The organism is Labrys sp. (in: a-proteobacteria) (genome assembly GCF_047605565.1).
Classification (GTDB): domain Bacteria; phylum Pseudomonadota; class Alphaproteobacteria; order Rhizobiales; family Labraceae; genus Labrys; species Labrys neptuniae.
In genome coordinates, this window is the sequence record NZ_JASGFM010000064.1 from 1 (window position 1) to 26,963 (window position 26,963).

The window sequence follows — 26,963 nt, forward strand, 5'->3', positions numbered from 1 at the left end:
GTGCGAGATCAGACCCCCTTCAAGGCATGACACTCGCTCAACTACAGTTGCCGGATCCCTCAGCGCAAGCCGTCCTCGCCCTTGATCTCGGCCTTGGTCAGGCCGCCGACGCGCGGCAAAGGGCGCCCGCTGTCAGTGACGACGATCGCGACCAGGATCTCGTCGGCGCGCGGCGCGTCGGGAACGCGCACTTCCATGGCATCGAAATGGCTGCGCACATAGGCCGCGTCCTTGTGGCCGAGCGGCACGTCGAGCACGCCGCCGAGGCCGCAGCGCTTCTTGGCGGACGGGATCAGGGCCGCGCCCTTGCCGAGCACTTTGCGCACCGGCGTGCCCATTTTCGGATGAAGGATGGCGGCGGCATGTTCGAGTTCGCCATTCTCGCCCACGGCCGCAGCCTTGCCATAACTCTCGGCAGCTGTCCCCTCGATGCCGAGGGCGGCGACGGCACGCTCGGTCAGCAAGGCGCCGAGCTCCTCGCCGATCTCCATCAACGGCGTGAGATCCTCGACATAGCGGCCGGCGAAGGGATTGGCGATCACGGCAATCGCAGCCGCGCGCCTGACCGGCGGCTCGATGGGACGATCCATCTCGCGGCGCACTTCCTCGACGAAGGTGACGAGCTTGCGGATGCTGGCTGGCATGATGACGGTCCTTTCCGGAGCAGAGTTAGGTCTCGCCGGTCAACAGGTGAATCGAATTGGCTCGACCTTTGTCATTGCCGGGCTTGACCCGGCAATCCAGGGCCCCTTTCCAGACATCGAAGGCGGGACTTCTGGATGCCCGGGTCATGCCCGGGCATGACAAAGGTGGCGCTTCAGTTATTTCCGGACGATGCCTCAGCGCAGACCGTCCACGCCCTTCACGTCCTTGGCCGCGAGGCCGCCGACGCGGGCGTGGATGCGTGCGCCCGTGGTCATCACCAGGACGAGCAGGAGTTCGTCGGCCTTCGGTCCATCGGCGAGCCCCACCTCCATGGCGTCGAAATGGCTGCGCACATAGGAGGCGTTGATATGGGTGACGGGCACGTCGAGCCGCGTGCCGGGGCCGCCGAGCTTCTTGGCCGACGGCACGATCGCCTTGGCGTCCCCGAGAATCTCGCGCATGGCATAGCCGCCGGGCACATGCCAGAGCGCGCCATGCTCGAGTTCGCCGGCGGCGCCAACGATGGCGCCCTTGCCGTATCCCTGGACATCCCCGGCCTTGCCGCCAAGCGCCGCCAGCAAGGCGGCGGCCATCTCGACGCCGAGTGGCTTCAACTCCTCCATGAAGGGCGCAATCTCCTCGACATAGCGCCCCGCAAAGGGGTTGTGGATCACGCTCAGAATGGCGCCACGCTTCAGGGGCATGGCACTCACGGGACCGCCTTCGTGGAAAATCTCTTCGACGATGACGGCGCGCTTGCGCAGGACGATCTCGGACATGTCAGGCGGCTTTCGGTTGCAGCAGAGTGTTGGCAGTCGACACCAGCGTGGTGACGCCGGCAAGATGGAGGGCAGCGGCACGGATCAGCCCGCTGTCGAGCAGGCTGCGAGCCTTCGCTTCCCCCGCCCGCAGGGCCATGGCGATATCCCCATCCGCGAGAGGTCCGACGGCGCGCGTCACCAGGCGTTCGCCGAGATCGCTGTCGGGCTGTAGGGAAGACGCCGACACCCGCTGGATGGCGGAATGGCCGGGCAGGTCGACGGCATTGGCGATGATGGTGGCCGCCGCATCGGCTACCGCGGCATTGCCGGCCAGCACGGTGACGGCATCGGCGATACCGAGCGAAAAGCTGCGTCCGCGCCAGCCGGAGGTAGCGATGCCGCCAATGCCCTCGCCTGCCCGCACATGGCTGCGGGCGAACAGGCTCGGCCTGTCGGGGCGGTCGACCAGGCCGATGGCGAAATCCTCGCCCTCGGCCAGATAGAGGGCGATGTCGCCGCCATTGTTGACGAAGGCGCGGTCGAGCGGCACCGCTGCGCGCATCGCCACCAGGATCTCGTCCGCCACGGCGCCGGCCACCGCGGCCATCGGGGTGATGAAATGGCTGCCGGCATGGGGCGCGACCGCGGCCTGCATGCGCCGCGCGACCACGCCTCGGGCGAGCAGGCTGCCTGCCGTGTGTGGCGCCCGCAGCAGCGGTAGTTCCTCGCAGAGCGTTTCCAGCAGGCCCTCGAAACGCTGCGCCGCCGCTGCGTAAGCAACCCGCACAGCCTCGGGCTCGGCCTGCGCCTCGATGATGAGATCGATCGGGCCATGCTGCAAATGCAGGCGCCTGTGATCGTTCAGGAACGCCGCCTGCGGCCCGGCCCTCATCCGTGCGACCTCCGGGCCGCATGGGGCGCGAAAGGCCAGGGATTGTCGGCACGCTGGGCGAGATCGACCCCCTCGCGCAGGCTTGAGAGCGGCCTGACATGGCCCATATGGCCGCCCATCGCCTCGTAGTCGTCGAGCCGCAGGGTGAACTCGATCGGGGCGACCAGAGCCGGGGTCGGCACATAGCCGAAGGCGTTGTCGGGCAGGCGGGTGACGTCGACCATGAAGGTGATGCCGCCGCCCGGCCAGACATAGACGGGCGCGCCGCCGCAGGTGACATAGGTCAGGGCGTCCTTGACCGAGCGGGTCAGCCGCACCGGGTTTTCGGTGACCCCGGCCCTCAGGGATCCGCCGGCACCGCCGATGAACAGCACCGTGGCGAGGGCCGGCTCGCAATTTTCGGCAATGCGCTCCACCGACTCCACCAGCGATGCCGGTAGGTCCCGCGGCACCGGCTGCAGCGTCTCGTCGAGCTCGTAATAGCCGTGATGCTCCCCGGTCGTGCTCACCATCAAGAGGCGCAGGCCCGGCCAGGCGGTCTTGGCATCGAACGGGCCAAGAATGGCAAGAGGGTCGTCGATATTGGTACCGCCCCAGCCGGTACCGGGTTCTGCCACCTGGAAATAGCGTCCGGGCGTGGAGCGTCGCCCCTTGAGCTTGATGCCGGTATCGGGAATGTCGAGCAGCTTGCCGGCCTGGTGCTCGGACAGAACGCCGGTGATGTGGTCGTCGACCACCACCACCTCGTCAGCCTTGCCGAGCCACTGCCGCGCGAAGATGCCGATGGTGGCCGAGCCGCAACCCACCCGCATGCGCTGTTCGAGCTGCCCGTTGACGACGGGCGCCTTGCCGGCCTCGATCACCAGCGTGGCGCCGCCATCGACGGTCATCTCGACCGGCTTGCGGTTGCACAGATCGAGCAGGGCATCGCAGGTGACGCGCCCCTCCTTCTTCGAGCCGCCGGTGAGGTGATGCACGCCGCCCAGCGACAGCATCTGCGAGCCATATTCGCCAGTGGTGACATGGCCGATCGCCTCCCCGTTCACCCGCACCGTGCTCTGCTCGGGGCCGACGAAGCGATCCGTGTCGATCTTCACTTTGACGCCGCAATAGGAGAAGATGCCCTCTGTCACCACCGTGACCATGTCGACGCCTTCGACCTCGGACGAGACGATGAAGGGGGCCGGCTTATAGTCGGGATAGGTGGTGCCCGCGCCGATGGCGGTGACGAATTTCTCCGGATTCGGCACCAGGGAACCGTCCCATCCCTTGCTGCCGCCGAAGGGCACGAGGTCGCCACCTTCGGAAACGGTGCGTTCCAGGAGAATATGCGGATCGACCCTGACCAGCGTGCCATTGTCGTTGGCGTAGCGGTCGCAGGCCCCGGCCATGCCCGGCTTGATGTAGCACATCACCGGGCAGGCATCGCAGCGGATCTTGCCGTCCGGCGAGGCCACCGGAACCGGCGCCTCAAACTCGCTATGCGCGGAAAACTCACTATAAGAAGGCATGGAGCGAGCTCCCGAAGGCGGGTCAAATTCGTTTGTATACTAACGATACTCGACCCGGTATCCCCTTTTGTCAAGACCGGGGCGGCGCCACCGATTCACGCCGGATCAGGATCGTGTCGAGGATGTGCCTGCGTGGTGGCGCCTTGTCGCCCATGATGCGCGCCACCAGCATCTGGGCCGCGGCCGCTCCAAGTTCGTAGGAGGGCTGGGACACCACGCTCACCAGCGGAGAGACCGCGCTCGTCCAATCGGCATCGTCGAAACTCACCAGCGACAGGTCGCCGGGAATGTGAAGCCCCAGGGCCCGGGCGGCCCGGAACACTTCGAGTGCAATCTTGCTGTCGGATGCCAGCAAGGCGGTCGGTCGGCCAGGGGCCCGCAACAGATCCAGAAGTATCGTCTGCGAGCGAGCCGTCTTGGCCGCATCCAGGCGTATCTGCCGCTCTGCCTCGGTCAGGCCCGCAATATCCGAGGCTTCCAGGAAACCGGCAATGCGGTTGAGCACGGTCGTGAGAGGAATCTGTTCGGGGCCGCGATAGTGCACATCGGCGGCGGCCGTGGCGGTAATGTAGGCGAGCCGGCGGTGCCCCGCGGCGAGGAGCAATTGCGTGGCCTCCCGCGCCGCCTTGTGGTCGTCGACGAGCGCCACATCCACCGACAGCCCCGGTACGTCACGGTCGAGCAGCACCAGGGGACAAGCGCGGCCCAGGGCATCCTGAAGATGGCTGCCATCATGGCGCGTGGCCGGCGCAACGATCAGCCCGTCGACGCGCTTGGCGAGGAAGACTTCGGTGGAGGCCTTTTCCGTGGCGAGCGTCTCACCGGAATTGGACAGGATGACATCGAAGCCCGCCTGGGCCGCAACGTCGCTGATCCCGCGCACGGCCAGCCCGAAAAAGGGGTTCTCGATATCGCCGACGATCACCCCGATCGTGCCGGAACGCCCCGTCGCCATGGTGCGCGCGAGTTCGTTGGGCCGATAGTCGAGCCGCCGCGCAGCTTCCAGGATCCGGTCCTTCAGATCCGCACGCACGGCGCCATAGCCACCCAACGCCCTGGCTGCCGTCGCCTTCGACACCTGGGCGGCTCGCGCCACATCGGCGACGGTCACGGGTCGTCGGGTGGGATTGTGCTTGTCCATGCTCGCCACTATCGCCTTTGCCGGAGCTGCGTCAATGCGAAGTTTCAATTGAAGAGACCGGTCTCTCATGTTAAGAGACCGGTCTCAATAAAAAATCCAGGGGAAATAAATGAAGAATCCCAATCGACGCGACGTGATGGCCGCCACCGCGCTCGGCGCACTGGCATGGATGACGGCCGGCGGCGGGCGCGCCGCCGCGAGCAGCAATCCCTACAATCTCATCGATGCCGGAACGATCAGCGTCGGCAGCATGGGAGACGCCAAGCCCTACACCTTCACCGACGCCAACGGCGAATTCAGCGGCTTCGACATCGAACTGTTCCGGGACGTCGCGCGCAGGCTGGGCTTCGACAAGGATCACGTGACATTCACCGGCCAGGATTTCTCGGCCCTGCTTCCCTCGGTCGCCAATGGCCGCTTCGACGTGGCCGTCGCCGCCATCGGCACCACCGAGGCGCGCAAGAAAACCGTCGACTTCTCCGATGGCTACCTGGCGGGTTACCTGACGGTGCTGACTTCCCAGGCCGGGATCAAGAGCGCCGACGATCTCGCCGGCAAGCGCCTGGGCGCCGTGCAGGGTACGCTGCAGGAGACCTACGCCAAGACCCACTTCACCAAGTCGGACATCGTCAACTTTCCGGACAATAATTCGGCCATCTCCGCCCTCAACAGCGGCACGGTCGATGCCCATTTCCTCGACTACGAAGCGGCCAAGCAATATGGAGAACGCTTCAAGGGCCTGAAGCTGGCGATCAACATCCCCTCCTTCGACGCGCCGGCCGGTTTCGTCGTCAAGAAGGGCAACGACGCCCTTCGCCAGGCCCTCAACAAGGCGTTGCATGACGCCATGCAGGATGGCACCTGGAAAACCCTCTACACCAAATGGTTCCCGGGATCGCCGATGCCCGAGCAATATCTGCCCAAATGACATCGCCCAAGTGACATCGTCCAAGTGACATCTGCCCAAGCGGGCCGCTTGACAGCCGGTGCTGAAGCAGGGCGGGGGACACGACGCGGGTGCATCTGTTGGGAGAAATCCTGGGAGAAACCGCGTCGAGCCCGTGCTCACCCCTCTCTTGCTCCCCTTCCTTGTTTCCAAGCCAATCCGCTGGATTGGCTGGAGCGTCTTTGCGATTCCCGATGATCCCTCCCACTCGCAAGGCGCTTTAGCTTGCCACGAAAGACCACCCAATGAGCTGGTTCGATATCCTCCAGCGGAGTTTCTTCGATTGGGACTCCATGGCGGAGGTGCTGCCCAACATGCTGATGGTGGGCCTGAAGAACACCCTGATCCTGGCCGTCGCCTCGACATTGCTGGGCATCGTCATCGGCATGGTGCTGGCCGTGATGGGCATCTCCCGCGCGGCCTGGATCCGCCTGCCCGCCCGCATCTACACCGATGTCTTTCGCGGCCTGCCGGCCATCGTCACCATCCTGCTGATCGGCCAGGGCTTTGCCGGCATCGGCCGCCAGATCTTCGGGCCGTCGCCCTATCCGCTCGGCATCCTGGCGCTGAGCCTGATCGCCGGCGCCTATATCGGCGAAATCTTCCGTGCGGGCATCCAGAGCGTGGAGCGCGGCCAGCTCGAAGCCTGCCGTGCCCTCGGCATGACCTATCCCAAGGGCATGCGCCTCATCGTCATCCCCCAGGGCGTGCGCCGCGTGCTGCCCGCCCTGGTCAACCAGTTCATCGGCAACATCAAGGATTCGAGCCTGGTCTACTTTCTCGGATTGCTGGCATCCGAGCGGGAGCTGTTCCGGGTGGGCCAGGACCAGGCCGTGGTGTCGGGCAATCTCTCGCCCCTGATGCTGGCCGGTATCTTCTACCTCGTCATCACCGTGCCGCTGACGCATGTCGTCAACGCCATCGACGGGCGCCTGCGCACCGGCCGCAAGGTCAGCGCGGTTACCAGCGGCCTGGAGGAGGTGCGCGAGCTCGACGAGACGCCGGCAGGCCATCCTTCGGACGCCGGAGCCGGCCTGCCGATGGCGATCCGAGGCGCCCGCCTCGATGTCATCGGCCTCGACATGGCCTATGGCGATTTCAAGGTCCTGAGAGGCGTGAGCCTGAAGGCCGAAGCCGGCACGATCACCTGCGTGATCGGCCCCTCGGGGTCCGGCAAATCGACGTTGCTGCGCTGCCTCAATCGCCTCGCCGAGCCCGTCTCGGGCGATATTCGTCTGGACGGGCAGAGCGTGCTGGGCATGAAGCCGGACCTGCTCCGCCGCCGTGTCGGCATGGTATTCCAACAGTTCAACCTCTTCCCCGACCATACGGCGATCGGCAATGTCGAACTCGCCTTGCGCAAGGTTCAGGGGCTTTCGACGGCCGAATCCCGCCGTATCGCCGAGGAACGTCTGGCCGAGGTAGGCCTCGCAACCCGGATGAACCATCGGCCGATCGACCTGTCGGGCGGGCAGCAGCAGCGCGTTGCGATCGCCAGGGCGCTGGCGCTCAAGCCCGAACTGATGCTGTTCGACGAAGTCACCAGCGCACTCGACCCGGAACTGGTGAAAGGCGTGCTCAATCTCATGGCACGGCTCGGCAAGAGCGGCATGACCATGGTCGTGGTCACGCATGAGATGAACTTCGCGCGCCGGGTCGCCGACCAGGTGGTGTTCATGGACGAGGGGCAGGTCGTCGAGGCCGGTCCCCCGGATGCCATCTTCGACAATCCCCAAAGCCCCCGTCTGCGGCGCTTCCTGTCGGAAATGCTGTGACGGTCCCGGCCCTCATCCAAATCCAATCTTGCCTTGAAAGTTCCAGCCATGACTGCAGCATCGTCCACATCCCGCGCCATCGTCGTCGGCGGCGGCATCTTCGGCGTCTCGGCCGCCACCCATCTCGTCCGCCTCGGCATCGCCACCACGCTGGTGACGGAGAGCCGGCCGGCCAGCGGTGCCTCGGGGCGGTCTCTGGCCTGGCTCAATTCGTCACGGCGACGCTCGGCGGCCTATCACCAGTTGCGCATGATCGGCATCGATCGCTACCGCACGCTGGCGGCACGCCATCCGGAGGCAGCCTGGCTGCGTTTCGACGGAGGCCTGACCTGGGATGCCGATGACGCGACCAACGAGATCCGCTCCGTCTTCGCCCATGAGCGGGCCCTGGGATATGACGCCCTCCTCCTTTCCCCGGAAGAGGTTGCCGACGTGACACCCGGCATCGATTGGCGAGCGATCACGCCCCAGGGCGCGATCTTCAATCCCGGCGAAGGCTGGGTCGACCTGCCGTCGGTGATCGAGGTGATGCTGGCCGAATTCATCGAAAAAGGCGGTGCCCTGGTGACCGATGCGGGCAAGGCCAGCGTACAGCTCACGGCCGGACGCGCCAGTGGTGTCTCGATCGCCGACGGCCGCCTGTTCGAGGCCGATGCGGTTCTGGTCGCGACCGGCGCCGACGTTCCCGCCCTCGTCGCCAGGGAAGGCCGGTTCATCGCCGACTCCACCCCGATCGCACTCCTCGTCCGCACCAAGCCGATCGCAACCAGGCTGCGCGCCGTATTGAACACACCGCGGGTCGCGGTTCGCCCCACGCCGAGCGGCGCCCTCGTGCTCGACTCAGCCTGGTCGGAGGAAGAAATCGTGATACGCGACGACGGCAGCTTCGAAATCCGGCAATCCACCATTCACGGCCTGCTGGAAGAAGCCTCAAGGGTGCTTGAGGGCAACCCGACGCTGGAGCTCGACGGCTACGGTGCCGGTCCCAAGCCCATTCCGGGTGACGGCGACCCGGTCTTCGGGGCCATCGAGGGCATTCCCGGCTACCACGTCGCCTTCAGCCATAGCGGCGCGACGCTTGGGCTCATCGCCGGAGAGCTCCTGGCCGGCGAGATTGCCTGGGGCTCCCCTCATCCCCTGCTGGCGCCCTTCCGGGCCCAGCGCTTCGCCAAAGCGGCCTGAAGCGCATCGCCGTCAGCTCCGCGCCGACAATCCCTTGTCGGCGCGCACCTCGCCATCCCCACCCTTCTCGATCAGGGTGGTGACGTCCTGAAGGATGTGCGGCAGGGCGAAACCGGCCGTACAGGCGAGATAGCGCGGCTCGAAGCGGGGATTGAAGCGGGCCTTGAAACCGCGCAGCGCGTCGAAATTGGCGATGTGGTCACCGAAGCGGAACAGTAGCGGCGTGACGCGCTGCCAGGCCGGGCCGAGATTCTCGCCCGCCTGCGCCGGGTTGGGCGTCAGGCCGAGGTCGAAGCGCTTGGCACCGCGCGCCTTGGCCAGGCGGATGAGGCGCAGCAGCATGAAATCGAGCGTCGAGATGCCGAGCTCCGGCAGATAGCGCAGGATGTCGACGGCCCACTCCTCATTGTCCGCGCTGCGCATCACCACGGCAAAGCCGACCACCGCGCCGGCCCGGCGCAGGATGGCGCAGTCATTGGTCCGGATCCAGCTGGGCGAAAAGCGCCCGACGACGAAATGGCCCTCGCTTCGCCCGGTACCGGCGAGCCAGGAGCGGGACACCGCTTCCAGAGTCGGCATGATCGTGGCCGTGGCGCCGGCAGGAACCAGATCCAGGCTGAGGGCGTGGATATCGGCCCAGGAGAAGATCGCATTGGCACCGGCATAGGGTTCGTCCCCCAGGCTGGCAAGATCGACGCTGGCATGGTCGCCGATCGGCGTCAGCGTCAGGCCGGCCTCCAGATAGTCGGCCCGCATCCGTGGCGAGGCGGACAGGATCACCGGCCACAGTCTCTGCTGCTCCGCCCTTTCGCCGAAGACCCAGAGCAGGTCCTGCACCATGGCCGGATCGCCCATCGGATCGCCCAGCGCGATCGACGAGGCCCCGGCGCGGGCCACCACCATGGCGGCATTGCCCTGGTCGTTGGCAAGCAGCATCTGGCCCGGCAGCAAAGCGAGCCTGGCCTCTGCCGAAGGCACCCGCGCGACCAGGCCCGATATGTCGATCGACGCCGCTGGCACCAGGGCGATGCCACCCTTCCAATAGGCGCTCAGGATACCGATGACGATGGCGGCTGCGACCGCCAGGCTGGTCGAACGCAGGAAGCGCGACATCTCATCGCCATAGCCGAAGGTGACCCACAGTTCCGGCGTGTAGTCGACGAAGCGGAAGGCGAAGAAGCCGATCCACACCGTCACGGCCAGCATGGCGGCGATCGCGCCGAGCAGGAGCGGCGAATAATCGATGCCGAACAGCCAGGCACCACGCGGAAAGGCCGGCCGGCTGAGGGCGAGCACCATAAGGGCGCAGCACAGGGTCAGCATGAAGCGCCAATCGGCGCTGCGCAGCAGGGTGGCGACGGTGGCGATCACCAGGACGATCATCGCCGTGCGCCAGGCGGCCTCCATGCGCCGGATCAGGCCGCGCGCCAGGAACAGCAGCGCCACGCCCGAGAGCGATGCGATGACATGGGCCGTCTCCACCACCGGCAACGGCACCAGGCTGGTGAGCAGGATGCGGCGGGCTTCGGTGGCCGGCACCGCGCCGGTGATCAGCAGGGCACCACCGGCAAGGAACATGGCGCCCGCCACCAGGATCGGGGCGAGCGGCTTCATGATGCCGGCGACTTGGTCGACCATCTTGCCGACGACATGGCGCCGGCGCGCCAGCTCATAGGCCCCCAGGATCGCCAGAGCGAGGGCGAAAGGCACGAAATAATAGATGACGCGGTAGAGGATGATGCGGCCGAGCAGATCGTCCTTGGCGATGGTCGGCAGCGCGATCAGCATGGTGGTCTCGAACACGCCGATGCCGCCGGGCGCGTGGCTGAGCACGCCGAGGAAAGCCGCCAGCACATAGATCACCATGAAGGTGAAGAAGGGCACGCTCGCCGCCTGGTCCGGCAGCAGGATGTAGAGCGCGCCGGCCCCGGCACAGACATCGAAGATGCCGAGCACGATCTGCGCGGCGGTGACCTTGCCGCCCGGCAGCGGCATCGACCAGCCCTCGACGGCAACGACACGCCGGCCGGTCGAGACATAGCCGACATAACCGACGATCACCGCGATGATGGCGACGCCGATCGACATGTTGAGCGAGAGCGGCAGATGGTCGACGCCCGCCACCGATCCCGGCACCAGCACCAGGCCGAGCGCCAGCACCGCGCCCATGCCGAGCCAGAAGGTCAGGGTGCACACCAGCGTCAGCGCCGCGATCTGCGGCGCCGACAGCCCGGCTCCACCATAGACGCGGTAGCGCACCGCGCCGGCGGTCAATAGCGGCACGCCGAGCGTGTAGCTGATCGCATAGGAGGTGAAGGAGCCGATGGCTGCGGTGGAATAGGGAATGTCCTTGGCGCCGATCTGGCGTAGCGCCAGGCCGTCATAGCCGGTCAAGGCCAGATAGGAGAGCGCGGTGAACAGGATCGACAGGGCGATTGCCATGGTCGGCGTGGCGGTGAAGGCGGCCACCACCTTTTCCGGTTCGACACCACGCAGGATCGAGGCCAGCACGACGAGCGCACCGACGAACAGGCCGATCGACAGGATCGGCCCGACATAGCGCCAGGGCACGCGGCGCAGCAGGCGCCGCACGGTGGAGAGCCTCTCATTCTCAGGCGGCAGGACGAGCAATCTCGCGGTCTGCTTGTTCTCGTCCTTGTTCGCCGTCACACACCAACTCCCGAAATACCGGCTCTTGTCGAACGGCTTGCCTTATGCGCGCAGGAAGACCGAATTGTGAAGAGGGGCGTGGTGCGATTTGGTACGCCCGGAGTTCCAACCTTCATGCGCCATCGATCGCCTTCAACCTTGCCAGCATCGCCTCGACCTCCGCCTCGGGCAGTTTCGCGATGTCCTGGGCAAGGCGGTTGGCAAGCTCGGTGGCCTGCGGCGTCAGGCCGGCGGTGTCGACCACGACGCGCGGATCGGACAGCGCAGCCAGGCGCTGCAGATCCTCGGCCTCGTCCCAGATGATGTTGAAATGGGTGATGATCCGCTGCAGCAGGATCCAGGTCGGCTGCCCGCGCTTGCCATGCTCGAGGGCCGACAGATAGGCGGCCGAGACGCCGAGCGCCTCCGCCATCTCCTTGAGGCTTTGGCCGCGGGCCGCGCGCAGGGCGCGCAATCTGGCACCAAAGGGGGTCATCGGTCGCCGAGCCTGCGGATACGGCGCAGCCGGACATAGAGGGCGCCGCTGCCGCCATGCCCGTGATGCGCCTCCTCGAAGCCGAGGATCAGCGGCCTGAGATCGGGCATGCGCAACCATTGCGGCACGACACGGCGCAGCACCCCGCGCTCATCGCCCGAAAACGTCATATCGCCGCCGCCGCCTTTGCCGGTGATGACCAGCACCATGGAATAGCCGCGCATCTGGGCAATGGCGAGGAAGCCGCGCAAGGCGCCGTGGGCCTCGGCCTGGCGCATGCCGTGCAGATCGATCCGGGCGTCGATGGCGCGCGTGCCGCGCACGACCTGGCGCCGCTCGCGCTTGTCGATGGGTGCTATCGGCGGTATCGGCGGCGCGGCCGGAGGCTTGGCCGGACGGCTGGCCGCCGATTTCGGTTTCACCGCCGGTTTGACCTGTGGTGCGGCCGGTTCAGGCAGGGTGTCCGCCGCCTTCGTCGCCGCCTTGGCCAGCTTGCGGCGGCGGCGTTTCAGCGGGATGACTTCCCGGGTGACGAAGGCCCAGAGTTCGCTATCCTCGGCGGACAATCCTTTGCGGCGGCTCATGGTCGCCCCCCGGCGCCATCTTTGGCGTCAGGCTGCGATTTGGGCCATAGCACGTAGAAGCCGCCGCCATGGCGGACAGCGCCGGCAACCGCTCCCGCCTTGGCGCCCGATCCGAAGAAGATGTCGGCGCGTGCCGGGCCGATGATGGCCGATCCCGTATCCTGGGCGATCATCAGCTTGCGGATGGGCTCGGGCTTCACCCCGCCACCGACATCGGGGATTGCCGTCTCGACGAAGACGGGCAAGCCATAGGGCCAGATCCTGCGGTCGATGGCGATGGAACGCAGCGGCGTGACCGGCAGGCCCTCGCCGCCGATCGGGCCGGCATCGGCGCCGAGGAAGGGAGCCACCTTGAAGAAGACGAAGGATTTGTTCACCCACATCACCTCGCGCGCCTGCTTGGGGTCGCGCGCCAGGAAATCCCGCAAACCCGCCATGGTGACGTCGCGGGGTGGGATGTTGAGCCTGTCGGCCACCGCCTTGCCGATGGCGGAATAGGGCTGGCCGTTCTTGCCGGCATAGGCAAAGCGCACAACGCTGCCGGTCGGCAGCCGCAGCCGCCCCGAGCCCTGCACCTGCATGAAGAAGCGGTCGACGGGATCGGCGACATAGGCGATCTCGAGGCCCTTCCCGTCGAGGGCTCCCTGCTCGATCGCCTTGCGATCCGGATAGACTTCGAGGCTGCCGTCGAGCTTGCGCCGGGCTGCGCTGTAGCCCTGGAAGCCCGGCGGTATGGCGTTGGGCTCGAAGCTGACCAGATCTGCCGGCCGGTCATAGAGCGGGGTCTGGAACTCGCCCTCGCGCACCAGCGAACCCCGGATCTCGGGCTCGTAATAACCGGTGTAGAAGGCCTTTCCGCCGGTGGGCCCGCTGCCCTTCTGCGTGGTGATGCGCCAGGCGTTGAAATGGGCCTGGAAGAAGGCGCGGGCGGCGGGCGCATCCAGCGCGCCGCGCTTCAAGGCCTCGCCGCAAAGGCGCGCGAGGTCCTCGGGAACCGGTACACCGGCATCGAGTGCGGGATTGTTCTCGGCCTGGGAGCGGCAGGAGGCGAGCCAGACCTGCCAGGCCTTGGCGTGATCGTCCCGTTTCCATCCGGCGAGCTTGCCGAAAGGCACCCGCGTAGCCGTCGCTCCCGCCGGCAGCGGCGGTGGCGACGGACGTTCGCCCGCCCAGGCTAGACTGGCCGCGACGAAGAAAGCGACGAAGGGCCCGACTCGGCGCAAGATCCCCATGACATCGATACCGTGGCCCGCCCGCCTCTTCCGACCGCGCTCAACCGCCGGTCGCCACGAGGCGCCAATTCGGATCCTTCGTGCTGGTATCGCGCGCGAATGTCCAGGTGTCGGTGACAACAGCCACCTGATCGACGCTTCCGTCGACGACCGCGCCATTCCTGTCCTTGGTGGCACTGATCATCTGCGAGACGAAATTGACGGTCAGTTCGGCGACGCGGCCCTTGACGCCGGCGGCGACGATATCGGCCTTGTCGATCGAAACGAAATTGGCCTGCACGGTCTCGCCACGCGCCTCGCGCTCGGTGATGTCCTGGGAAAACGCGTCGAAATTCTCGCGTGACAGCAGGTTCTTCAGGGTCTTGCGGTCACCATTGTTGAAGGCGGTAACGATCATTTCATAGGCCGCCTTGGCGCCCGGGACGAAGCTCTGGGGCTGGAAACTCGGATCGACAGTCGCGATCGCATCGAACCCGGCTGCGAGGGGCGTGTCCTTCTCGGCAAAACCTTCCCAGCGGAAAGCTGACGTCGGCGCCTGCGTTTCGATCGGGGATTCGGCATCGCGCTGCGGCGGATTGGCGGCCCTGTCGTCGCGGGACGCAGGCTGGGCATCGCGCCGCAATCCCTCGAATGTCGGAGGCTCGGCGCCGGTGCGCTCCCCCAGCACGGAACGCAGCTTGAAGATCACGAACACCGCGAGCCCCAGAAACACCAGCGTGATGATATCAAAACTACCCATTTGTGCCTTCAGCATCCCCACCGACCGAGTGACGACTCGAAATAACGGCTCAAGCCCCCTGTGGCAATGCCACAATCCTCACCTATATGGTGTGCATCGAGCAGTTTGCCAGCTTCATGCTACCATGAAGGGCAAACATGGCCAGCATGCGGCGTATGCCGTTGCGCAAGGTCTTGCCCAGAGGGAACCGCAAAGACGCATTTTTGGCAAAACGCGTCCTTGCTCCAGGAGAAACGACACCGATGATCGCACGCAGCTTCAATGTTCCCGCTGGCTGGGCATGGCTCGGGCTGGCCGGACTTGTGATCCTGCCCTTCGCGGAAATCGCCGCTTTCGTCTGGGTCGCGAGCCGGATCGGCATCGCGCTTGCGCTGATCGCCCTGGTGGCGACCTCCTTCATCGGCGCATCGCTGCTGCGCCGGCAGGGCACGAGCGTGTTCTCCCGCCTGATGCGGGCAATGCAGGGCGGTGAGCCGAACAACGGCGCCGCCCGCGAGAGCCTGATGGTGGCGCTCGGCGGTGTCTTGATGATCATTCCCGGTTTCGTCACCGACGTCATCGGCTTCGCCCTCCTTCTGCCGAGCCTGTTGCGGCAGTGGCGCGAAGGGCCGGTTCCTGCCCCTCAGGGGCGCACCGGCACCGCGAGCAGCGATCCCAAGGTTATCGACCTAGGTCGCGACGAATGGAAGCCGGTGGACGAGTAAGGCCGGCCCGCCGCATGCGACGAGTACGCATGCCGTTCGTCTCCCAGACAGGCTCGACCTTTGTCATGCCCGGGCTTCGACCCGGCAATCCAGCTTCAAGCGCCGGGCCGCTGGATGCCCGGGTCGAAGCCCGGGCATGACAAAGGTCAGCGTTTTTTCACGAAGAAGCCGTTGGTCGGAAGCTAGAGCCGCTGATCGACGGCCAGCTTCAGGCCAGCAGTCCCCTCGCCTCCTCGTCGCCGAGCGGCGCGGGCCGCTCGCAGCCCTGTTCGATCAGCACCGGTCGCTTCTGCTCGGCGGCGGTGAGGATGCCTTCCATCACCGCAAGGACGTGCAAGCCGATCTCGCCGCTGGCACGATGGGGACGGCCGTCGATGATGCCCCGTGCCATGTCGGCGAGGCCGAGGCCGCGATAATTGGCATTGACGGGATGGTCGGCCGGCCAGTTCGGCTGGCCGAACCGGTCGCCGGACGAAGCATGGCTTTCCCAGGCTTCGCGTGGGCGGGCCAGCGAAACCTCGCCGCCGAACCAGTTGGGATCGGGCACGCGCAGCGACGCGTCGGTGCCGTGCAGCTCGATCGGCTGCTGGCCATGGGCCCAGACATCCCAGCTTGCCAGGAAGGTGATCTGCGCACCGGACTTGAAGGCAAGCAGGGCCTGGATGCTGGTGGGCGTCTCCACCGCGATGCTCTGTCCCTTGAAGGGCGAGCCCTCCGTGGTCACCACCCGCTCCGCAAAACCGCTCTGGCTGAGGGCCATCACCGAAGCGACCGGCCCCAACAGGTTGACCAGGGTGGAGAGATAATAGGGGCCCATGTCGAAGACGGGCCCGGCGCCGGGTTTGAAGAAGAACTCCGGATTGGGGTGCCAGTGCTCCATGCCATGGCCGAGCACGGCGGCCGTGCCGATCAGCGGCCGGCCGATCTCGCCCGCATCGATCCGCAGCCTCGACTGCTGGATGGCGGCACCCAGCACGGTATCGGGAGCGCAGCCGACCCTCAGGCCCTTCGATTTCGCCGCCTCCATCAGCGCAACGCCGTCGGTGAGGCGTGTGGCGAGCGGCTTTTCACCATAGACGTGCTTGCCGGCCGCAATCGCGGCGCGCGAGACCTCGGCATGCGCCTCGGGCACGGTAAGGTTGAGCACGATATCGACATCGTCACTCGCCAGCAGCGCCTCGATGCTGCGCCGCTGCAGGTTGTATTTCTGGGCCTGTTTCTTGGCTGCTTCCTCCCTGAGGTCGGCGCAGGCGACGAAATCGAAATCGCGAAACAGGGCGGCGTTGAGAAGGTAGATGTCCGAAATATTGCCGCAGCCGATCAATCCGACGCGTAAGGGCATGGTGGTCTCCAGGAACTTTGGTGCGCCGGACTTCGGACCCGGCATAATTCTTCAAAATCAGGTGCCGGTCCCACGACATCGACAGTCAGTCGATGTCGGTGAGAAGGCCGGCACACTGCGTCACACGCCGGCCAGCTTGCGCATGGCCTCGCCGCTCACCGTGGCAAAACGCTTGAGGTCCGAGGGATTGTCGTGCTCGGCAACCATGATCTCCGCGCCCGCGGCCACGCAGAGCGGCCAGATCGTCGCCCAGTCGACCACGCCGGTGCCGACATCGGCCCAGCCATCCTCATTGACCTTCTCGCCGGCCGGCGCGATGTCCTTGACATGGACGAGCGGCATGATGGCGCCATAGCGCGCGATCCAGGGCTTCGGATCGGCATTGGCCCGTACGATCCAGGCGATGTCCGCTTCCCACTTCACGCCCTCGGCCAGCAGGTGCTCGATCGGATAGGAGCCATCCGGCAGGGCGATGAACTCGAAATCATGGTTGTGCCAGGCAAAGCCGTAGCCGGCCTGGCTGGCCTTGCGAGCGACCGCCGCCAGCCGGGCACCGAACGCCTGCCAACCGGCGGTGTCGGTGGGGCGGGCGTCGGGCATCAGATAGGGCGCCACGATGGTTTCGATGCCCAGCGCCTCGGCAATGCGCAGATTGCCGTCGAGATCGGCCTCCAGGGCATCGATGCCGAAATGGCCGCTCTTGGCGGTCAGGCCGAACTGCTTGAACAGCCGGGCCGCGGCGGGCACGTCCTGGTAGAAGGCGCCATAGGGCTCGACATTGCTGAAGCCGGCCTCGGCGATCGTCCTGAGCTGCCCCTCGAGCGGTGGGAAGTTGCGGCCCGAATAGAGCTGGAACGACAGGGGATGTTGCAGAGCCATGATAGATCCTTTCATGAAATGAGAAAAATCAACGGGTTGGATGGCAATTGCGGTAGGGCTTGTTCACAGACGCTCCCCGCTTTGTGCGTCGAACAGCGAGGCACGCCCGACGTCGAAGTGAAAACCGATCTCGTCGCCGGGTCCGCTTTCATTGTCTCCGTCGACACGGATGGTAGCGGGCCTGCCGGCGAAGCTGGTCCACAACACCGTCTCGGCGCCCATCGGCTCGACGATGTCGATTTTTCCGCGGGCAGCATGCCGGCCCGATGGCGCGGAGCCGACATCGATATGCTCGGGCCGGATGCCCAGTACCGCCTTGCGTGCGCCGGGATCGGCAGAGAATGCGTAGGCTGCAAGGTCGATGCTCTCGCCGGCGGCCTGGAAACGCCAGCCTCCCGGCCCGCCCGTAAGCTCGCCTTCGACGAAGTTCATGCCGGGCGAGCCGATGAAGCCCGCCACGAACTGGTTGGCCGGCTTGTGGTAGATCTCGAGCGGGCTCGCCAATTGCTGGATGACGCCGCCCTTCATCACGGCGATGCGGTCGGCCAGGGTCAGGGCTTCGATCTGGTCATGCGTGACATAGATCATGGTGTTGCCGAGGCTCTGGTGGAGCTTCTTGATCTCGACCCTCAGCTCGTTGCGCAGCTTGGCATCGAGGTTGGACAGCGGTTCGTCGAAAAGGAAGACGTCGACATTGCGCACCAGGGCGCGGCCGATGGCGACACGCTGGCGCTGGCCGCCCGACAATTCGGAGGGCTTGCGCTGCAGCAGCGGATCGAGATGCAGGAGCCTGGAGGCCTTGGCGACACGCGCGGCGATCTCCGCCTTGGGCACGCGGGCCATTTTCAGGCCGAAGGACATGTTGCCCTCCACGCTCATGCGCGGATAGAGCGCGTAGGATTGAAACACCATGCCGATGCCGCGGTCGGCCGGCTCGGCCCAGGTGACGTTCTTGCCGGAGATCCAGATCTCGCCATCGCTGATCTCCAGCAGGCCGGCGATGGCGTTCAGCAAGGTGGACTTGCCGCAGCCCGAGGGTCCGAGCAGCACGATGAACTCGCCCTGGCGGATGTCGAGCTGGAGATTGTCGATGACGGACACGGCACCATAGCGGATCGACAGGTCCTTGACGGTGACGGAGGAAGGCGTGGTGTGCATGCGCTTTATCCCTTCACCGCGCCGGCTGCGATGCCGCGCACGAACCAGCGTCCGGAGACGAAATAGACGATGAGCGGCACGGAGGCGGTCAGCAGGGTCGCCGCCATGTTGACGTTGTAGGCCCGCTCGCCCGTGGTTGAATTGACGATGTTGTTGAGTTGCACCGTCATCGGCACATTGTCTCGCCCAGCAAAAGTCAGGCCGAGGATGAAGTCGTTCCAGATGCCGGTGACCTGCAGGATGGCGGCCACGATCAGCATCGGCGTCGACATCGGCAGGATGACGTGGAAGAAGATCTGCCAGAAGCCGCCGCCATCCACGCGTGCCGCCTTGAACAATTCGGCCGGCAGGCTGGCATAGTAATTGCGGAATATCAGCGTCATCAGCGGCATGCCGAAGATGGTGTGCACGATGACGATGCAGGGCAATGTCCCGAAGATGTTGGCCCATGCAAATATCCGGATGAAGGGATAAATGAAGACCTGATAGGGAATGAAGGCGCCGATCAGGAGCACGCCGAACAGGAGGTTGGCGTATCGCACGTTCCATAGCGACAGAGCATAGCCATTCACGGCGCCCGCAGCGATGGAGATAACGAGGCTAGGCAAGAGGATCTTAACTGAATTGAAGAAACCGACACTAATTCCACTGTGGACAAGGCCCGTACTCGCACTCGACCAGGCCTTGCTCCAGGCGGCGAGATCGAAGGCCAGCGGCAGGGCGAAGATCTGGCCCTGGCGGATCTCCTCCATGGTCTTAAGCGAAGTCAGCACCATCACCACGGCGGGCAGCAGGAAGAAGGCTGCTGCCACGACGAGGAAGACATAGAGGCCGATGCGGCCGGGGGTCAGGCGGGCCGGCTTGCGCCCGCGTGGTGTCTCTAGGGCGCTCATGCCGGCCTCCGCGACTGCCGGCGGAAATAGGTATGGTAGAGCCATGGCGAGACCACGCAGATCACCGTGATCAGCATCACCGTCGAGGCCGCCGTGGCGAGGCCGATATTCTGGCGCTGGCCGAGATTGTCCATCACGAATTTGGCCGGCATTTCCGAGGCCGTACCCGGCCCACCATTGGTGAGGGCGACCACGAGGTCATAGACCTTGATCACAGCGATGGAGAGCAGCACGGTGGCCGTGGTGATGGTGGGGGTCAGGATCGGCAGGATGATGGAGACATAGACCCGCCAGGTCGGGATGCGGTCGATCTTCGCCGCCTTCCACAATTCGCTGTCGACGCCGCGCAGGCCCGCCAGCATCAGCGCCATCACCAGGCCGGAAGCCTGCCAGATTGCGGCAATCACCAGCGCAAACACGGCGAGCTTCGAATTCACCGCCCAGTCGAAGGTAAAGCTCGTCCAACCCCAGTTGCGCACCGTGTTCTGGATGCCGAGATTGGGGTTCATCAGCCACTGCCAGACCAGGCCCGTGACGATGAAGGACATCGCATAGGGATAGAGGAAGATGGTACGGAACGTGTTCTCGAAGCGGATCTTCTGGTCGAGCGCCACCGCCAGCAGGAAGCCGACGATCAGGCAGCAGACAATGAAGAGCACGCCAAAGACGGCCAGATGCCACACCGAAACCTGCCAGCGATCCGAGGCAAACAACCGGACATACTGATCCAAACCGACAAAATTGTAGACCGGCAGCAGCTTGGAACCGGTGAAGGAGATGACGATCGTCCAGATCACCGTGCCGATATAGGCGGCGACGACGATGATCCAGGCCGGTATCAAGGCCAGCGCCGCCATGCTCAGACGGTGGGGCCGACGATGTGGACGCGACAATCTTGCAGGCTCGGCCATTGCGACCTCCTTCAGGATCCGTCTTGCGGTGGGAATTGGGGCCCGGTCTTCTCGGCGATTTGACGGAAAAGTCGCAATCGCGAGACCGGCTTGCCGGTGCGCAGGCCGGGCGGGCCCGAAGACCCGCCCAAGAGGAGCTTACTGCGCCGACTTCAGCGCATCCGCGAACTTGGCGGTGAACTCGTCCGGCGTCTGGCTCTTGTTGTTCCAGAAATTGGTGATGACATCCTCGAGCGCTCCAACCAGATCGGCACTGGCCAGCATGTCGATCACCGGTGTCTGATGCGCAGGATCGGCGAGCAGCTTCATGCCCTTCTGCGCGCATAGATCGAACTTGCTGGCGTCGACGTCGGTGCGCACCGGCATCGAGCCTTTCTGGATATTGAACAGCACCTGGGTCTCAGGCGACAGCATGGTCGAAGCGAGGAGGTTCTGCGCCTTGACCTGGGCTGCATCGGTCGTCTTGGGGAAAACGAAGACGTCGCCGCCGATCACCAGTTCCTTGTCGTCGATGCCGATCTGGCAGTAGAAATCCTTGCCGGCCTCCTTGTTGGCCGCCTTGAATTCACCTTTGGCCCAATCACCCATGAACTGCACGCCGGCCTTGTTGGTGATCAGGAGAGCCGTGGTATCGTTCCAGTTGCGTCCTGGCGACCCGGCATCGGTGTAGGCACGCAACTTGCCGAAAATCTCGACCGATTTCTTGAACTCGGGCGTATCGATAGCGGTGGCATCGTTCTTGGCATAGAGCCGCATGAACGTGTCCTTGCTGACCGATTGCAGCACGACATTGAACAGCAGGCGCTCCTGCCAGGGCTCGCCACCTTGTGCCAGCGGCGTAAAGCCGGCCGCCTTGATCTTGTCGAGAGCGACGAAGAAATCGTCCCAGTTGGTGGGCACTGCGGTGACACCGGACTTGTCGAGCACTTCCTTGGAATAGAAAGCCCAGTTCTGGCCATGCACGTTCACCGGAACGGCATACATATGCCCCTCCCGGCTCGCGGCTTCGATGAAGGAAGGCGGCAGGAAGCTCTTCCACTTGCCTTCCTCGGCAACCTGGTCGACGGTGTTGAGCAGGCCCTGGCTGACCAGATCGTCGAACTGCTTGCCGGTGTTGAACTGCGAGGCCGTGGGCGGATTGCCGCCGACGATGCGATTGATTGCAGCGGAGCGCGCGGCCTGGCCGCCGGCAACCGCCGAGTCGACCCAAATACCGCCGGCCTTGGTGTACTGGTCGGCGAAGACCTTCACGGCCGCCGCCTCGCCGCCCGATGTCCACCAATGCATCACTTCGGCCTTGGGCTTGTCCTGCGCCACGGCCGGCCCAGCGAGCGCCAGCGCAGCAAGTGCACCGACAAGCATGGAACGCACCGGAGCCCGTTGCGGAATCGCCCTCAATTTTTCCATGGACATCCTCCCTAAAGGATCGCATGCTGTGTTTATGTAATCGATTGCACGCGTCGGGATATTGATTGCGATCGGGGTTCGTGTCAAGGGGATTGACTCAGGGCTCCGGTCGCACCCGCAACAGGCAGATGGCAGAGCTTTTTCGAAGTTTTGCCAGCAGGTTGGAGAACGGTGGTCCCATGCCGCCCGCCAAGGAACGCACCAGACGCATCCAGAGACGCGCACCGCGCGATGTCTCCAAGACCCGCATCGGCGACGTCGCCCGCGCCGCCGGCGTCTCGACTGCCACCGTCAGCCGCGCCCTCACCTTTCCTGATCGTGTCCAGGCCGAGACGCGTGAGCGCGTGCTAGCTGCCGTGCGCGAACTCGGCTATATCCCCAACAGCGCTGCGCGGCAGTTGCGCGCCGGTTCTTCCCGCACTGTGCTGGTGGTCGTCGGCCCCCGCCGCAATCCGCCTTTTTTCAGCGAGGTTCTCCGGGGCATCGACGTCGCCCTCTCCCAAGCCGGCTATGCCGTGCTGATGGGCAATCTCGACAGCATCGATGGCAAGGAGAAATATCTGGTCGACCTCGTCTTCGGCGGCCATATCGACGGTGCCCTGGTGCTTGCCTCGACGGTGCCCTCGCATGCCGGCCGCACCATTGCCGATTCCGGCCTTCCTATCGTCGGCATCTGCGCCGAGACGGACGTTCCCGGCATACCGGCGGTGGTGGTCGACGACGAGGTCTGCTGCCGGGCCCAAACCCGCTATCTTCTCGACAGGGGCCATCGGCATCTGGCCTATCTCGCAGGCCCCAGGGGCAACTACAACGAACGCCATCGTTATGCCGGCTTCCAGGCCGAGATCGCCGCCGCCGGCCTTGGAGCCGACGATTTCGTGCGCTTCGAGGGCAATTACGACTTCGCCTCCGGCGTCGCCTCGGGCAGGGCCTTCCTGGCCCTCGACCGCCGGCCGACCGGCGTGGTCGCCACCAGCGACGAAATGGCGATCGCCTTCATGACGACCATCCGCCGCGGCGGCCTCAAGGTGCCGCAGGATGTGTCCATCGTCGGCTTCGACGGCATCGAGTTCGGCGATTTCGTCGAGCCCACCCTGACCACCATTCGCCAGCCGCGCTTCGAACTCGGTTCCACCGGCGCAGCTCTGCTCCTGGCGATGATGCGGGGCGAAACCGTCCCCGACCGCCTGACCATGCTGAAGGGTGCGCTCGACGAGCGGGAGAGCGCAGGATCGGTGATCGAGTGAGTGGCAGCGAGGGCAATAGAACGGCAAGATCGAAGATCGCCCCCTCCAGCACCGTTCCTCTGCCGGGGCGCGGGTCCGGTTGGTTCGAACTTGCCTACGCAGTCACCTTGGATGGCCGGCTGGCCTGCCTCGATACGAATCGTGACATGCTGGCCCTGGGGGACGAGCCATCCCCCAAACCCATGTCGACGACAGGCAGGCTCACGAGCTTCGATGGCGAGTGGCGGGGAAATCAAACGCATTTTCCCTTGGAATTCGACTATCCGGCTTTCGACGAATTGCCGGGCGGTGGCTGGATCGTCGCCGATGCGCGCTGTCGCCAGGGGCAGGACAATGCCCGCCATCTGGCCGAGGACGGCACCGTGCTGCGGCATTTGTGCCTGGGCGATGCCATCGAACATCTGCAATGCGACGACGAGGGCAGGATCTGGTGCGGCTATTGGGACGAAGGCGCCTTGATCAATCGCGCCTGGGGCCGAGGAGGGCCGGGCATGCCGGCCAGCGGCCTGATGCGCTTCGACACCGACGGAACTGCGTTGTGGTCGCAGGGCATGGCCCGGGCTGGTTTGCCGATGGTGGACTGTTATGCGCTCAATGTCGGGCGCAGGGAGATCTGGAGCTGCTACTATACCGATTTTCCCCTCCTGCGCGTCGACGGGTCCGGCCATTGCCAGCTCTGGTCGAATGAGATCAGCGGTGTCAAAGCCGTCGCCATCGATCGCCACCTCGGCCTGCTGATCGGCGGCTATGGAGAAGACAGCCACCGCATCACGCTGTTCCGGCGTGGCGGCCATGAGATCACGCTTCTCGCCACCTTCGATCTCGACCTCGGCTACAGCCGCGAAAAGCCGGCGCGGCTGTTTGCGGCCCGCCACGACATGTTGCATGTCGTGTGGAACGAGCAATGGCACCGCCTGAGCGTGATGGATGTGGCCCTGGCAGCCGGGGTCTATTACTGAAACAGGCACAGGCCTCTCGCCGCTCCGTCAAATATGCGGATCCCCTTCCCCATTCCTGCGTTCGGTGCCATGGCAGTCCAATCCAGAACGATGCAGGGCCTGTCGATTCCCCTGCCTTCCCCGGAAAACGGCTGGTTCGACATCAGCCAGGCCGTAACGCAGGCGGGGGCGCTCGCCATGCTGCAGGCCGATTGCGATGTCGCGGCGCTGTTTCGAGCCCGCAAGCCCTTGCCGGCCGGGGCGCGGGCACGCTTGTGTAGCTTCGACGGCAAGGCACGGGGCAAAACGGCGGAATTCGCCCTGGAGGACTGGTTTCTCCTTGTCGACCAGTTTCCCGATGACAGCTGGATCGTTGCTGGTGCGCGATGCCCGGTCGGACATGACAATGCCCGCCACCTTGCGGCCGATGGCACGCTCATCGGCCGCTTCTGCCTCGGCGACGGCATTCAGCATCTGCAATGCGACACGGATGGCGGCATCTGGTGCGGCTATTTCGACGAGGGCGTCTACGGCAATCTGGGATGGGGCAATGCCGGCGGGCCCGAGCCGATCGGCGCCCCCGGCTTGCGGCGTTTCGATTGCCAGGGCCGTCCGTCCTGGTCCTATTCCTGGGAGGGTATGGGTTCCGTCATCGACGACTGCTACGCCCTCAATGTCAGCGGCAACCAGGTTTGGGCTTACTACTACTCCGACTTTCCAATCATGCGGATCGACGAAACCAGGCAATGCCGCCAATGGCAGACACCGATCCGTGGCGCCGGCGCGGTTGCGGTGGATGGCTCCCTGGCCATGCTCGTGGGGGGATATGGCAAGGCCACCGACCTCGTCCTGCTGCGCTTGGGAACCGATGGCGCGGAAGTGCTGACGGAAGAAATCGCCGGCATCGCCTTCGACCGGGAGAACGCTCCTTCGCTCTTCCAGGCTCGGCACGACACCATGCATGTCGTCCAGGCCGGGCAATGGCGCAGGTTCAGCGTCGCTCAAGCGGCCGAGGCGGCTGGAATTGTCCCCTGAAATGGGCTTTGCGCGTCGCTCATCAACAAGGTGAACAAATCCTTCCTTGCATGACGGCAAAAAATCCCTATATTGCGCCTGTCTCGATGAGACATCTCATAGATGGTCCACTGGATCATTGGTTTTGAGAGTGGGCCCCACCCGGGACCCGCTCTTTTTGTTTCGAGGGTTGCGTGACCGAACCCGAAGCCATTGTCAGCCAGGCCGATTCGTCGGCCGACGCGTTGAACGAACCGCGCCGTCTCACCGAGACGGGCGTTGCCGCGCGCGTGGCAGAAATCACCGAGCGCACCATCCTGCCGCTCGGCTTCCGTCTCGTGCGGGTGCGCCTCAACGGTAATAATGGGGGCACCGTGCAGATCATGGCCGAACGCCCCGACGGCACCATGACGGTGGAGGATTGCGAGCTGATCTCCAAGACGCTCTCGCCCGTCCTCGACGTCGACGATCCGATCGGCAAGGCCTATCATCTGGAGGTCTCCTCGCCGGGGATCGACCGCCCGCTGGTGCGCGTCAGCGACTTCCAGCGCTGGGCCGGGCACGAGGCCAAGATCGAGATGACCCTGATCGTGGCCGGCCGCCGCCGGTTCCGGGGCATCCTGCTGGGCGCCGAAGGCAACAAGGCCAGGATCCGCCGTATCGATGCCGGCCCCGGTGAGGCCACCGACGTGGAATTGAAGGTCGATGAGATGAGCGAAGCCCATCTCATTCTGACCGACGCGCTGGTGACGGAATCGCTGCGCCGGGCCAAGGCTGCTTCCAAGGCGCTGGCCGCACAACTCGAGGCTCAGGAAGCCGCCGAGCTGGAATCGGACGACAGCTCCGATCCGGAATCGCCGTCCAAGCAGCCGCATAGACAACCAAAAACCCGCTGAGAGGAAAGAATCATGGCCGTCAGCGCGAACCGCCTGGAACTGTTGCAGATTGCCGACGCCGTCGCCCGCGAGAAGGTGATCGATCGTCAGATCGTGCTCGCCGCGATGGAAGACGCGATTCAGAAGGCCGCCCGCTCGCGCTACGGCCAGGAGACGGAAGTCCGGGCCGAGATCAATCCCAAGACCGGCGAAATCCGCCTGTCGCGGCTGCTGCAGGTGGTCGACCAGATCGAGAACGACGCCGTTCAGATCCTGCTCGAAGACGCCCGCCGGAAGAACCCGGCCGCGCAGGTCGACGACTGGATCGCCGAAACCCTGCCGCCCTTCGATTTTGGCCGCATCGCCGCCCAGTCGGCCAAGCAGGTCATCGTGCAGAAGGTGCGCGAGGCCGAGCGTGACCGCCAGTTCGACGAATTCAAGGATCGCGTCGGCACCGTGGTGAACGGCCTGGTCAAGCGCGTGGAATATGGCAATGTCGTCGTCGATCTCGGCCGCGGCGAAGCCGTGGTGCGCCGCGACGAGTTGCTGCCGCGCGAAGTCTTCCGCCCCGGCGACCGTATCCGCGCCTATCTCTTCGACGTGCGCCGCGAGCAGCGCGGTCCGCAGGTCTTCCTGTCGCGCACCCATCCCCAGTTCATGTCCAAGCTCTTCGAGCAGGAAGTGCCGGAGATCTATGACGGCGTGATCGAGGTGAAGGCCGTCGCCCGTGATCCCGGTTCGCGCGCCAAGATCGCCGTGATCTCGCGCGATTCCTCCATCGATCCGGTCGGCGCCTGCGTCGGCATGCGCGGCTCGCGCGTGCAGGCGGTGGTCGGCGAACTGCAGGGCGAGAAGATCGACATCATCCCCTGGTCGCCTGATGTGGCCACCTTCATCGTCAACGCGCTGCAGCCGGCCGAAGTGTCGAAGGTGGTGCTGGACGAGGATTCCGAGAAGATCGAAGTCGTCGTGCCCGAGGCCCAGCTGTCGCTGGCCATCGGCCGCCGCGGCCAGAACGTGCGCCTCGCCTCCCAGCTCACCG

Annotated in this window: 25 protein-coding genes; 9 read left to right on the forward strand and 16 right to left on the reverse strand. The window is 65.2% G+C overall.

Annotation, left to right across the window (positions count from 1 at the left end):
• Window positions 1-59: 59 nt before the first annotated feature.
• The 5 genes from QM672_RS31020 to QM672_RS31040 all read right to left on the reverse strand — a co-directional run bounded on the left by QM672_RS31020 (window position 60) and on the right by QM672_RS31040 (window position 4,950).
• Window positions 60-644 carry an amino acid synthesis family protein gene (locus tag QM672_RS31020; protein ID WP_311940945.1) on the reverse strand — a complete coding sequence of 195 codons (585 nt, stop codon included), beginning with the start codon at window positions 642-644 and terminating at the stop codon, window positions 60-62.
• Window positions 645-839: 195 nt separating this feature from the next.
• Complete coding sequence (locus tag QM672_RS31025) at window positions 840-1,424, reverse strand: amino acid synthesis family protein (protein WP_415087212.1); 585 nt, start codon at window positions 1,422-1,424, stop codon at window positions 840-842.
• Window position 1,425: 1 nt separating this feature from the next.
• Window positions 1,426-2,298 (reverse strand): UPF0280 family protein, encoded by an 873-nt coding sequence (locus QM672_RS31030; protein WP_415087214.1) that lies wholly within the window; start codon window positions 2,296-2,298, stop codon window positions 1,426-1,428.
• Window positions 2,295-3,710 carry a 6-hydroxynicotinate reductase gene (locus QM672_RS31035; RefSeq protein WP_415087232.1) on the reverse strand — a complete coding sequence of 472 codons (1,416 nt, stop codon included), beginning with the start codon at window positions 3,708-3,710 and terminating at the stop codon, window positions 2,295-2,297. The genes QM672_RS31030 and QM672_RS31035 overlap by 4 nt, the downstream gene beginning before the upstream one ends.
• A gap of 169 nt (window positions 3,711-3,879) precedes the next feature.
• Window positions 3,880-4,950 carry a LacI family DNA-binding transcriptional regulator gene (locus tag QM672_RS31040; protein WP_311940952.1) on the reverse strand — a complete coding sequence of 357 codons (1,071 nt, stop codon included), beginning with the start codon at window positions 4,948-4,950 and terminating at the stop codon, window positions 3,880-3,882.
• Between the two features lie 136 nt (window positions 4,951-5,086).
• Between QM672_RS31040 and QM672_RS31045 the strand changes: the two genes are divergently transcribed.
• From QM672_RS31045 to QM672_RS31055, 3 genes are all read left to right on the forward strand, one after another.
• Window positions 5,087-5,878, forward strand: coding sequence for an ABC transporter substrate-binding protein (locus QM672_RS31045; protein WP_311941032.1), 792 nt, complete (start codon window positions 5,087-5,089; stop codon window positions 5,876-5,878).
• A gap of 263 nt (window positions 5,879-6,141) precedes the next feature.
• Entirely contained in the window at window positions 6,142-7,671 is a 1,530-nt protein-coding gene (locus QM672_RS31050) for an amino acid ABC transporter permease/ATP-binding protein (protein WP_415087216.1), read from the forward strand.
• A gap of 48 nt (window positions 7,672-7,719) precedes the next feature.
• Window positions 7,720-8,853, forward strand: a complete 1,134-nt coding sequence (locus QM672_RS31055; protein ID WP_394313850.1) for an NAD(P)/FAD-dependent oxidoreductase — start codon at window positions 7,720-7,722, stop codon at window positions 8,851-8,853.
• Between the two features lie 12 nt (window positions 8,854-8,865).
• Here QM672_RS31055 and mprF read toward each other — a convergent pair whose 3' ends face one another.
• The 5 genes from mprF to QM672_RS31080 all read right to left on the reverse strand — a co-directional run bounded on the left by mprF (window position 8,866) and on the right by QM672_RS31080 (window position 14,553).
• A complete protein-coding gene (gene mprF / locus QM672_RS31060; RefSeq protein ID WP_415087218.1) occupies window positions 8,866-11,523 on the reverse strand; it encodes a bifunctional lysylphosphatidylglycerol flippase/synthetase MprF in 2,658 nt (885 codons plus the stop codon).
• A 112-nt stretch (window positions 11,524-11,635) separates the two neighbouring features.
• A complete protein-coding gene (locus tag QM672_RS31065) occupies window positions 11,636-11,998 on the reverse strand; it encodes a helix-turn-helix domain-containing protein (protein ID WP_311940964.1) in 363 nt (120 codons plus the stop codon).
• The gene (locus tag QM672_RS31070; RefSeq protein ID WP_415087220.1) at window positions 11,995-12,582 is read right to left on the reverse strand and encodes a Smr/MutS family protein; all 588 of its coding nucleotides are present in this window, start codon (window positions 12,580-12,582) and stop codon (window positions 11,995-11,997) included. The genes QM672_RS31065 and QM672_RS31070 overlap by 4 nt, the downstream gene beginning before the upstream one ends.
• Entirely contained in the window at window positions 12,579-13,814 is a 1,236-nt protein-coding gene (locus QM672_RS31075; protein WP_415087222.1) for a murein transglycosylase A, read from the reverse strand. The genes QM672_RS31070 and QM672_RS31075 overlap by 4 nt, the downstream gene beginning before the upstream one ends.
• Window positions 13,815-13,854: 40 nt before the next feature.
• Complete coding sequence (locus tag QM672_RS31080; protein ID WP_311940974.1) at window positions 13,855-14,553, reverse strand: Tim44/TimA family putative adaptor protein; 699 nt, start codon at window positions 14,551-14,553, stop codon at window positions 13,855-13,857.
• A gap of 242 nt (window positions 14,554-14,795) precedes the next feature.
• Between QM672_RS31080 and QM672_RS31085 the strand changes: the two genes are divergently transcribed.
• Window positions 14,796-15,257 (forward strand): FxsA family protein, encoded by a 462-nt coding sequence (locus tag QM672_RS31085; protein ID WP_394313843.1) that lies wholly within the window; start codon window positions 14,796-14,798, stop codon window positions 15,255-15,257.
• Between the two features lie 208 nt (window positions 15,258-15,465).
• Here the strand turns inward: QM672_RS31085 and QM672_RS31090 are convergent, their stop codons facing one another.
• From QM672_RS31090 to QM672_RS31115, 6 genes are all read right to left on the reverse strand, one after another.
• Window positions 15,466-16,599 carry a Gfo/Idh/MocA family protein gene (locus QM672_RS31090; protein WP_311940979.1) on the reverse strand — a complete coding sequence of 378 codons (1,134 nt, stop codon included), beginning with the start codon at window positions 16,597-16,599 and terminating at the stop codon, window positions 15,466-15,468.
• 120 nt (window positions 16,600-16,719) lie between these two features.
• Complete coding sequence (locus QM672_RS31095; RefSeq protein WP_311940982.1) at window positions 16,720-17,478, reverse strand: sugar phosphate isomerase/epimerase; 759 nt, start codon at window positions 17,476-17,478, stop codon at window positions 16,720-16,722.
• A gap of 63 nt (window positions 17,479-17,541) precedes the next feature.
• Window positions 17,542-18,636, reverse strand: a complete 1,095-nt coding sequence (locus QM672_RS31100) for an ABC transporter ATP-binding protein (RefSeq protein ID WP_311940984.1) — start codon at window positions 18,634-18,636, stop codon at window positions 17,542-17,544.
• A 5-nt stretch (window positions 18,637-18,641) separates the two neighbouring features.
• Window positions 18,642-19,529 carry a carbohydrate ABC transporter permease gene (locus QM672_RS31105; protein ID WP_311940987.1) on the reverse strand — a complete coding sequence of 296 codons (888 nt, stop codon included), beginning with the start codon at window positions 19,527-19,529 and terminating at the stop codon, window positions 18,642-18,644.
• A complete protein-coding gene (locus tag QM672_RS31110; RefSeq protein WP_311940990.1) occupies window positions 19,526-20,440 on the reverse strand; it encodes a sugar ABC transporter permease in 915 nt (304 codons plus the stop codon). The genes QM672_RS31105 and QM672_RS31110 overlap by 4 nt, the downstream gene beginning before the upstream one ends.
• A 138-nt stretch (window positions 20,441-20,578) precedes the next feature.
• The gene (locus QM672_RS31115; protein ID WP_311940993.1) at window positions 20,579-21,847 is read right to left on the reverse strand and encodes an ABC transporter substrate-binding protein; all 1,269 of its coding nucleotides are present in this window, start codon (window positions 21,845-21,847) and stop codon (window positions 20,579-20,581) included.
• A 179-nt stretch (window positions 21,848-22,026) separates the two neighbouring features.
• Between QM672_RS31115 and QM672_RS31120 the strand changes: the two genes are divergently transcribed.
• From QM672_RS31120 to nusA, 5 genes are all read left to right on the forward strand, one after another.
• The gene (locus tag QM672_RS31120) at window positions 22,027-23,094 is read left to right on the forward strand and encodes a LacI family DNA-binding transcriptional regulator (RefSeq protein WP_311940996.1); all 1,068 of its coding nucleotides are present in this window, start codon (window positions 22,027-22,029) and stop codon (window positions 23,092-23,094) included.
• Window positions 23,095-23,342: 248 nt separating this feature from the next.
• Window positions 23,343-24,053 carry a hypothetical protein gene (locus tag QM672_RS31125; protein WP_311940999.1) on the forward strand — a complete coding sequence of 237 codons (711 nt, stop codon included), beginning with the start codon at window positions 23,343-23,345 and terminating at the stop codon, window positions 24,051-24,053.
• 69 nt (window positions 24,054-24,122) lie between these two features.
• On the forward strand, window positions 24,123-25,067 hold the full coding sequence (locus QM672_RS31130) for a hypothetical protein (protein WP_415087227.1): 945 nt from the start codon (window positions 24,123-24,125) through the stop codon (window positions 25,065-25,067).
• Between the two features lie 173 nt (window positions 25,068-25,240).
• Window positions 25,241-25,942 carry a ribosome maturation factor RimP gene (gene rimP, locus QM672_RS31135; protein WP_367625297.1) on the forward strand — a complete coding sequence of 234 codons (702 nt, stop codon included), beginning with the start codon at window positions 25,241-25,243 and terminating at the stop codon, window positions 25,940-25,942.
• Between the two features lie 12 nt (window positions 25,943-25,954).
• The coding region (gene nusA, locus QM672_RS31140; RefSeq protein ID WP_415087230.1) for a transcription termination factor NusA at window positions 25,955-26,963 on the forward strand (1,009 nt) is incomplete at its 3' end.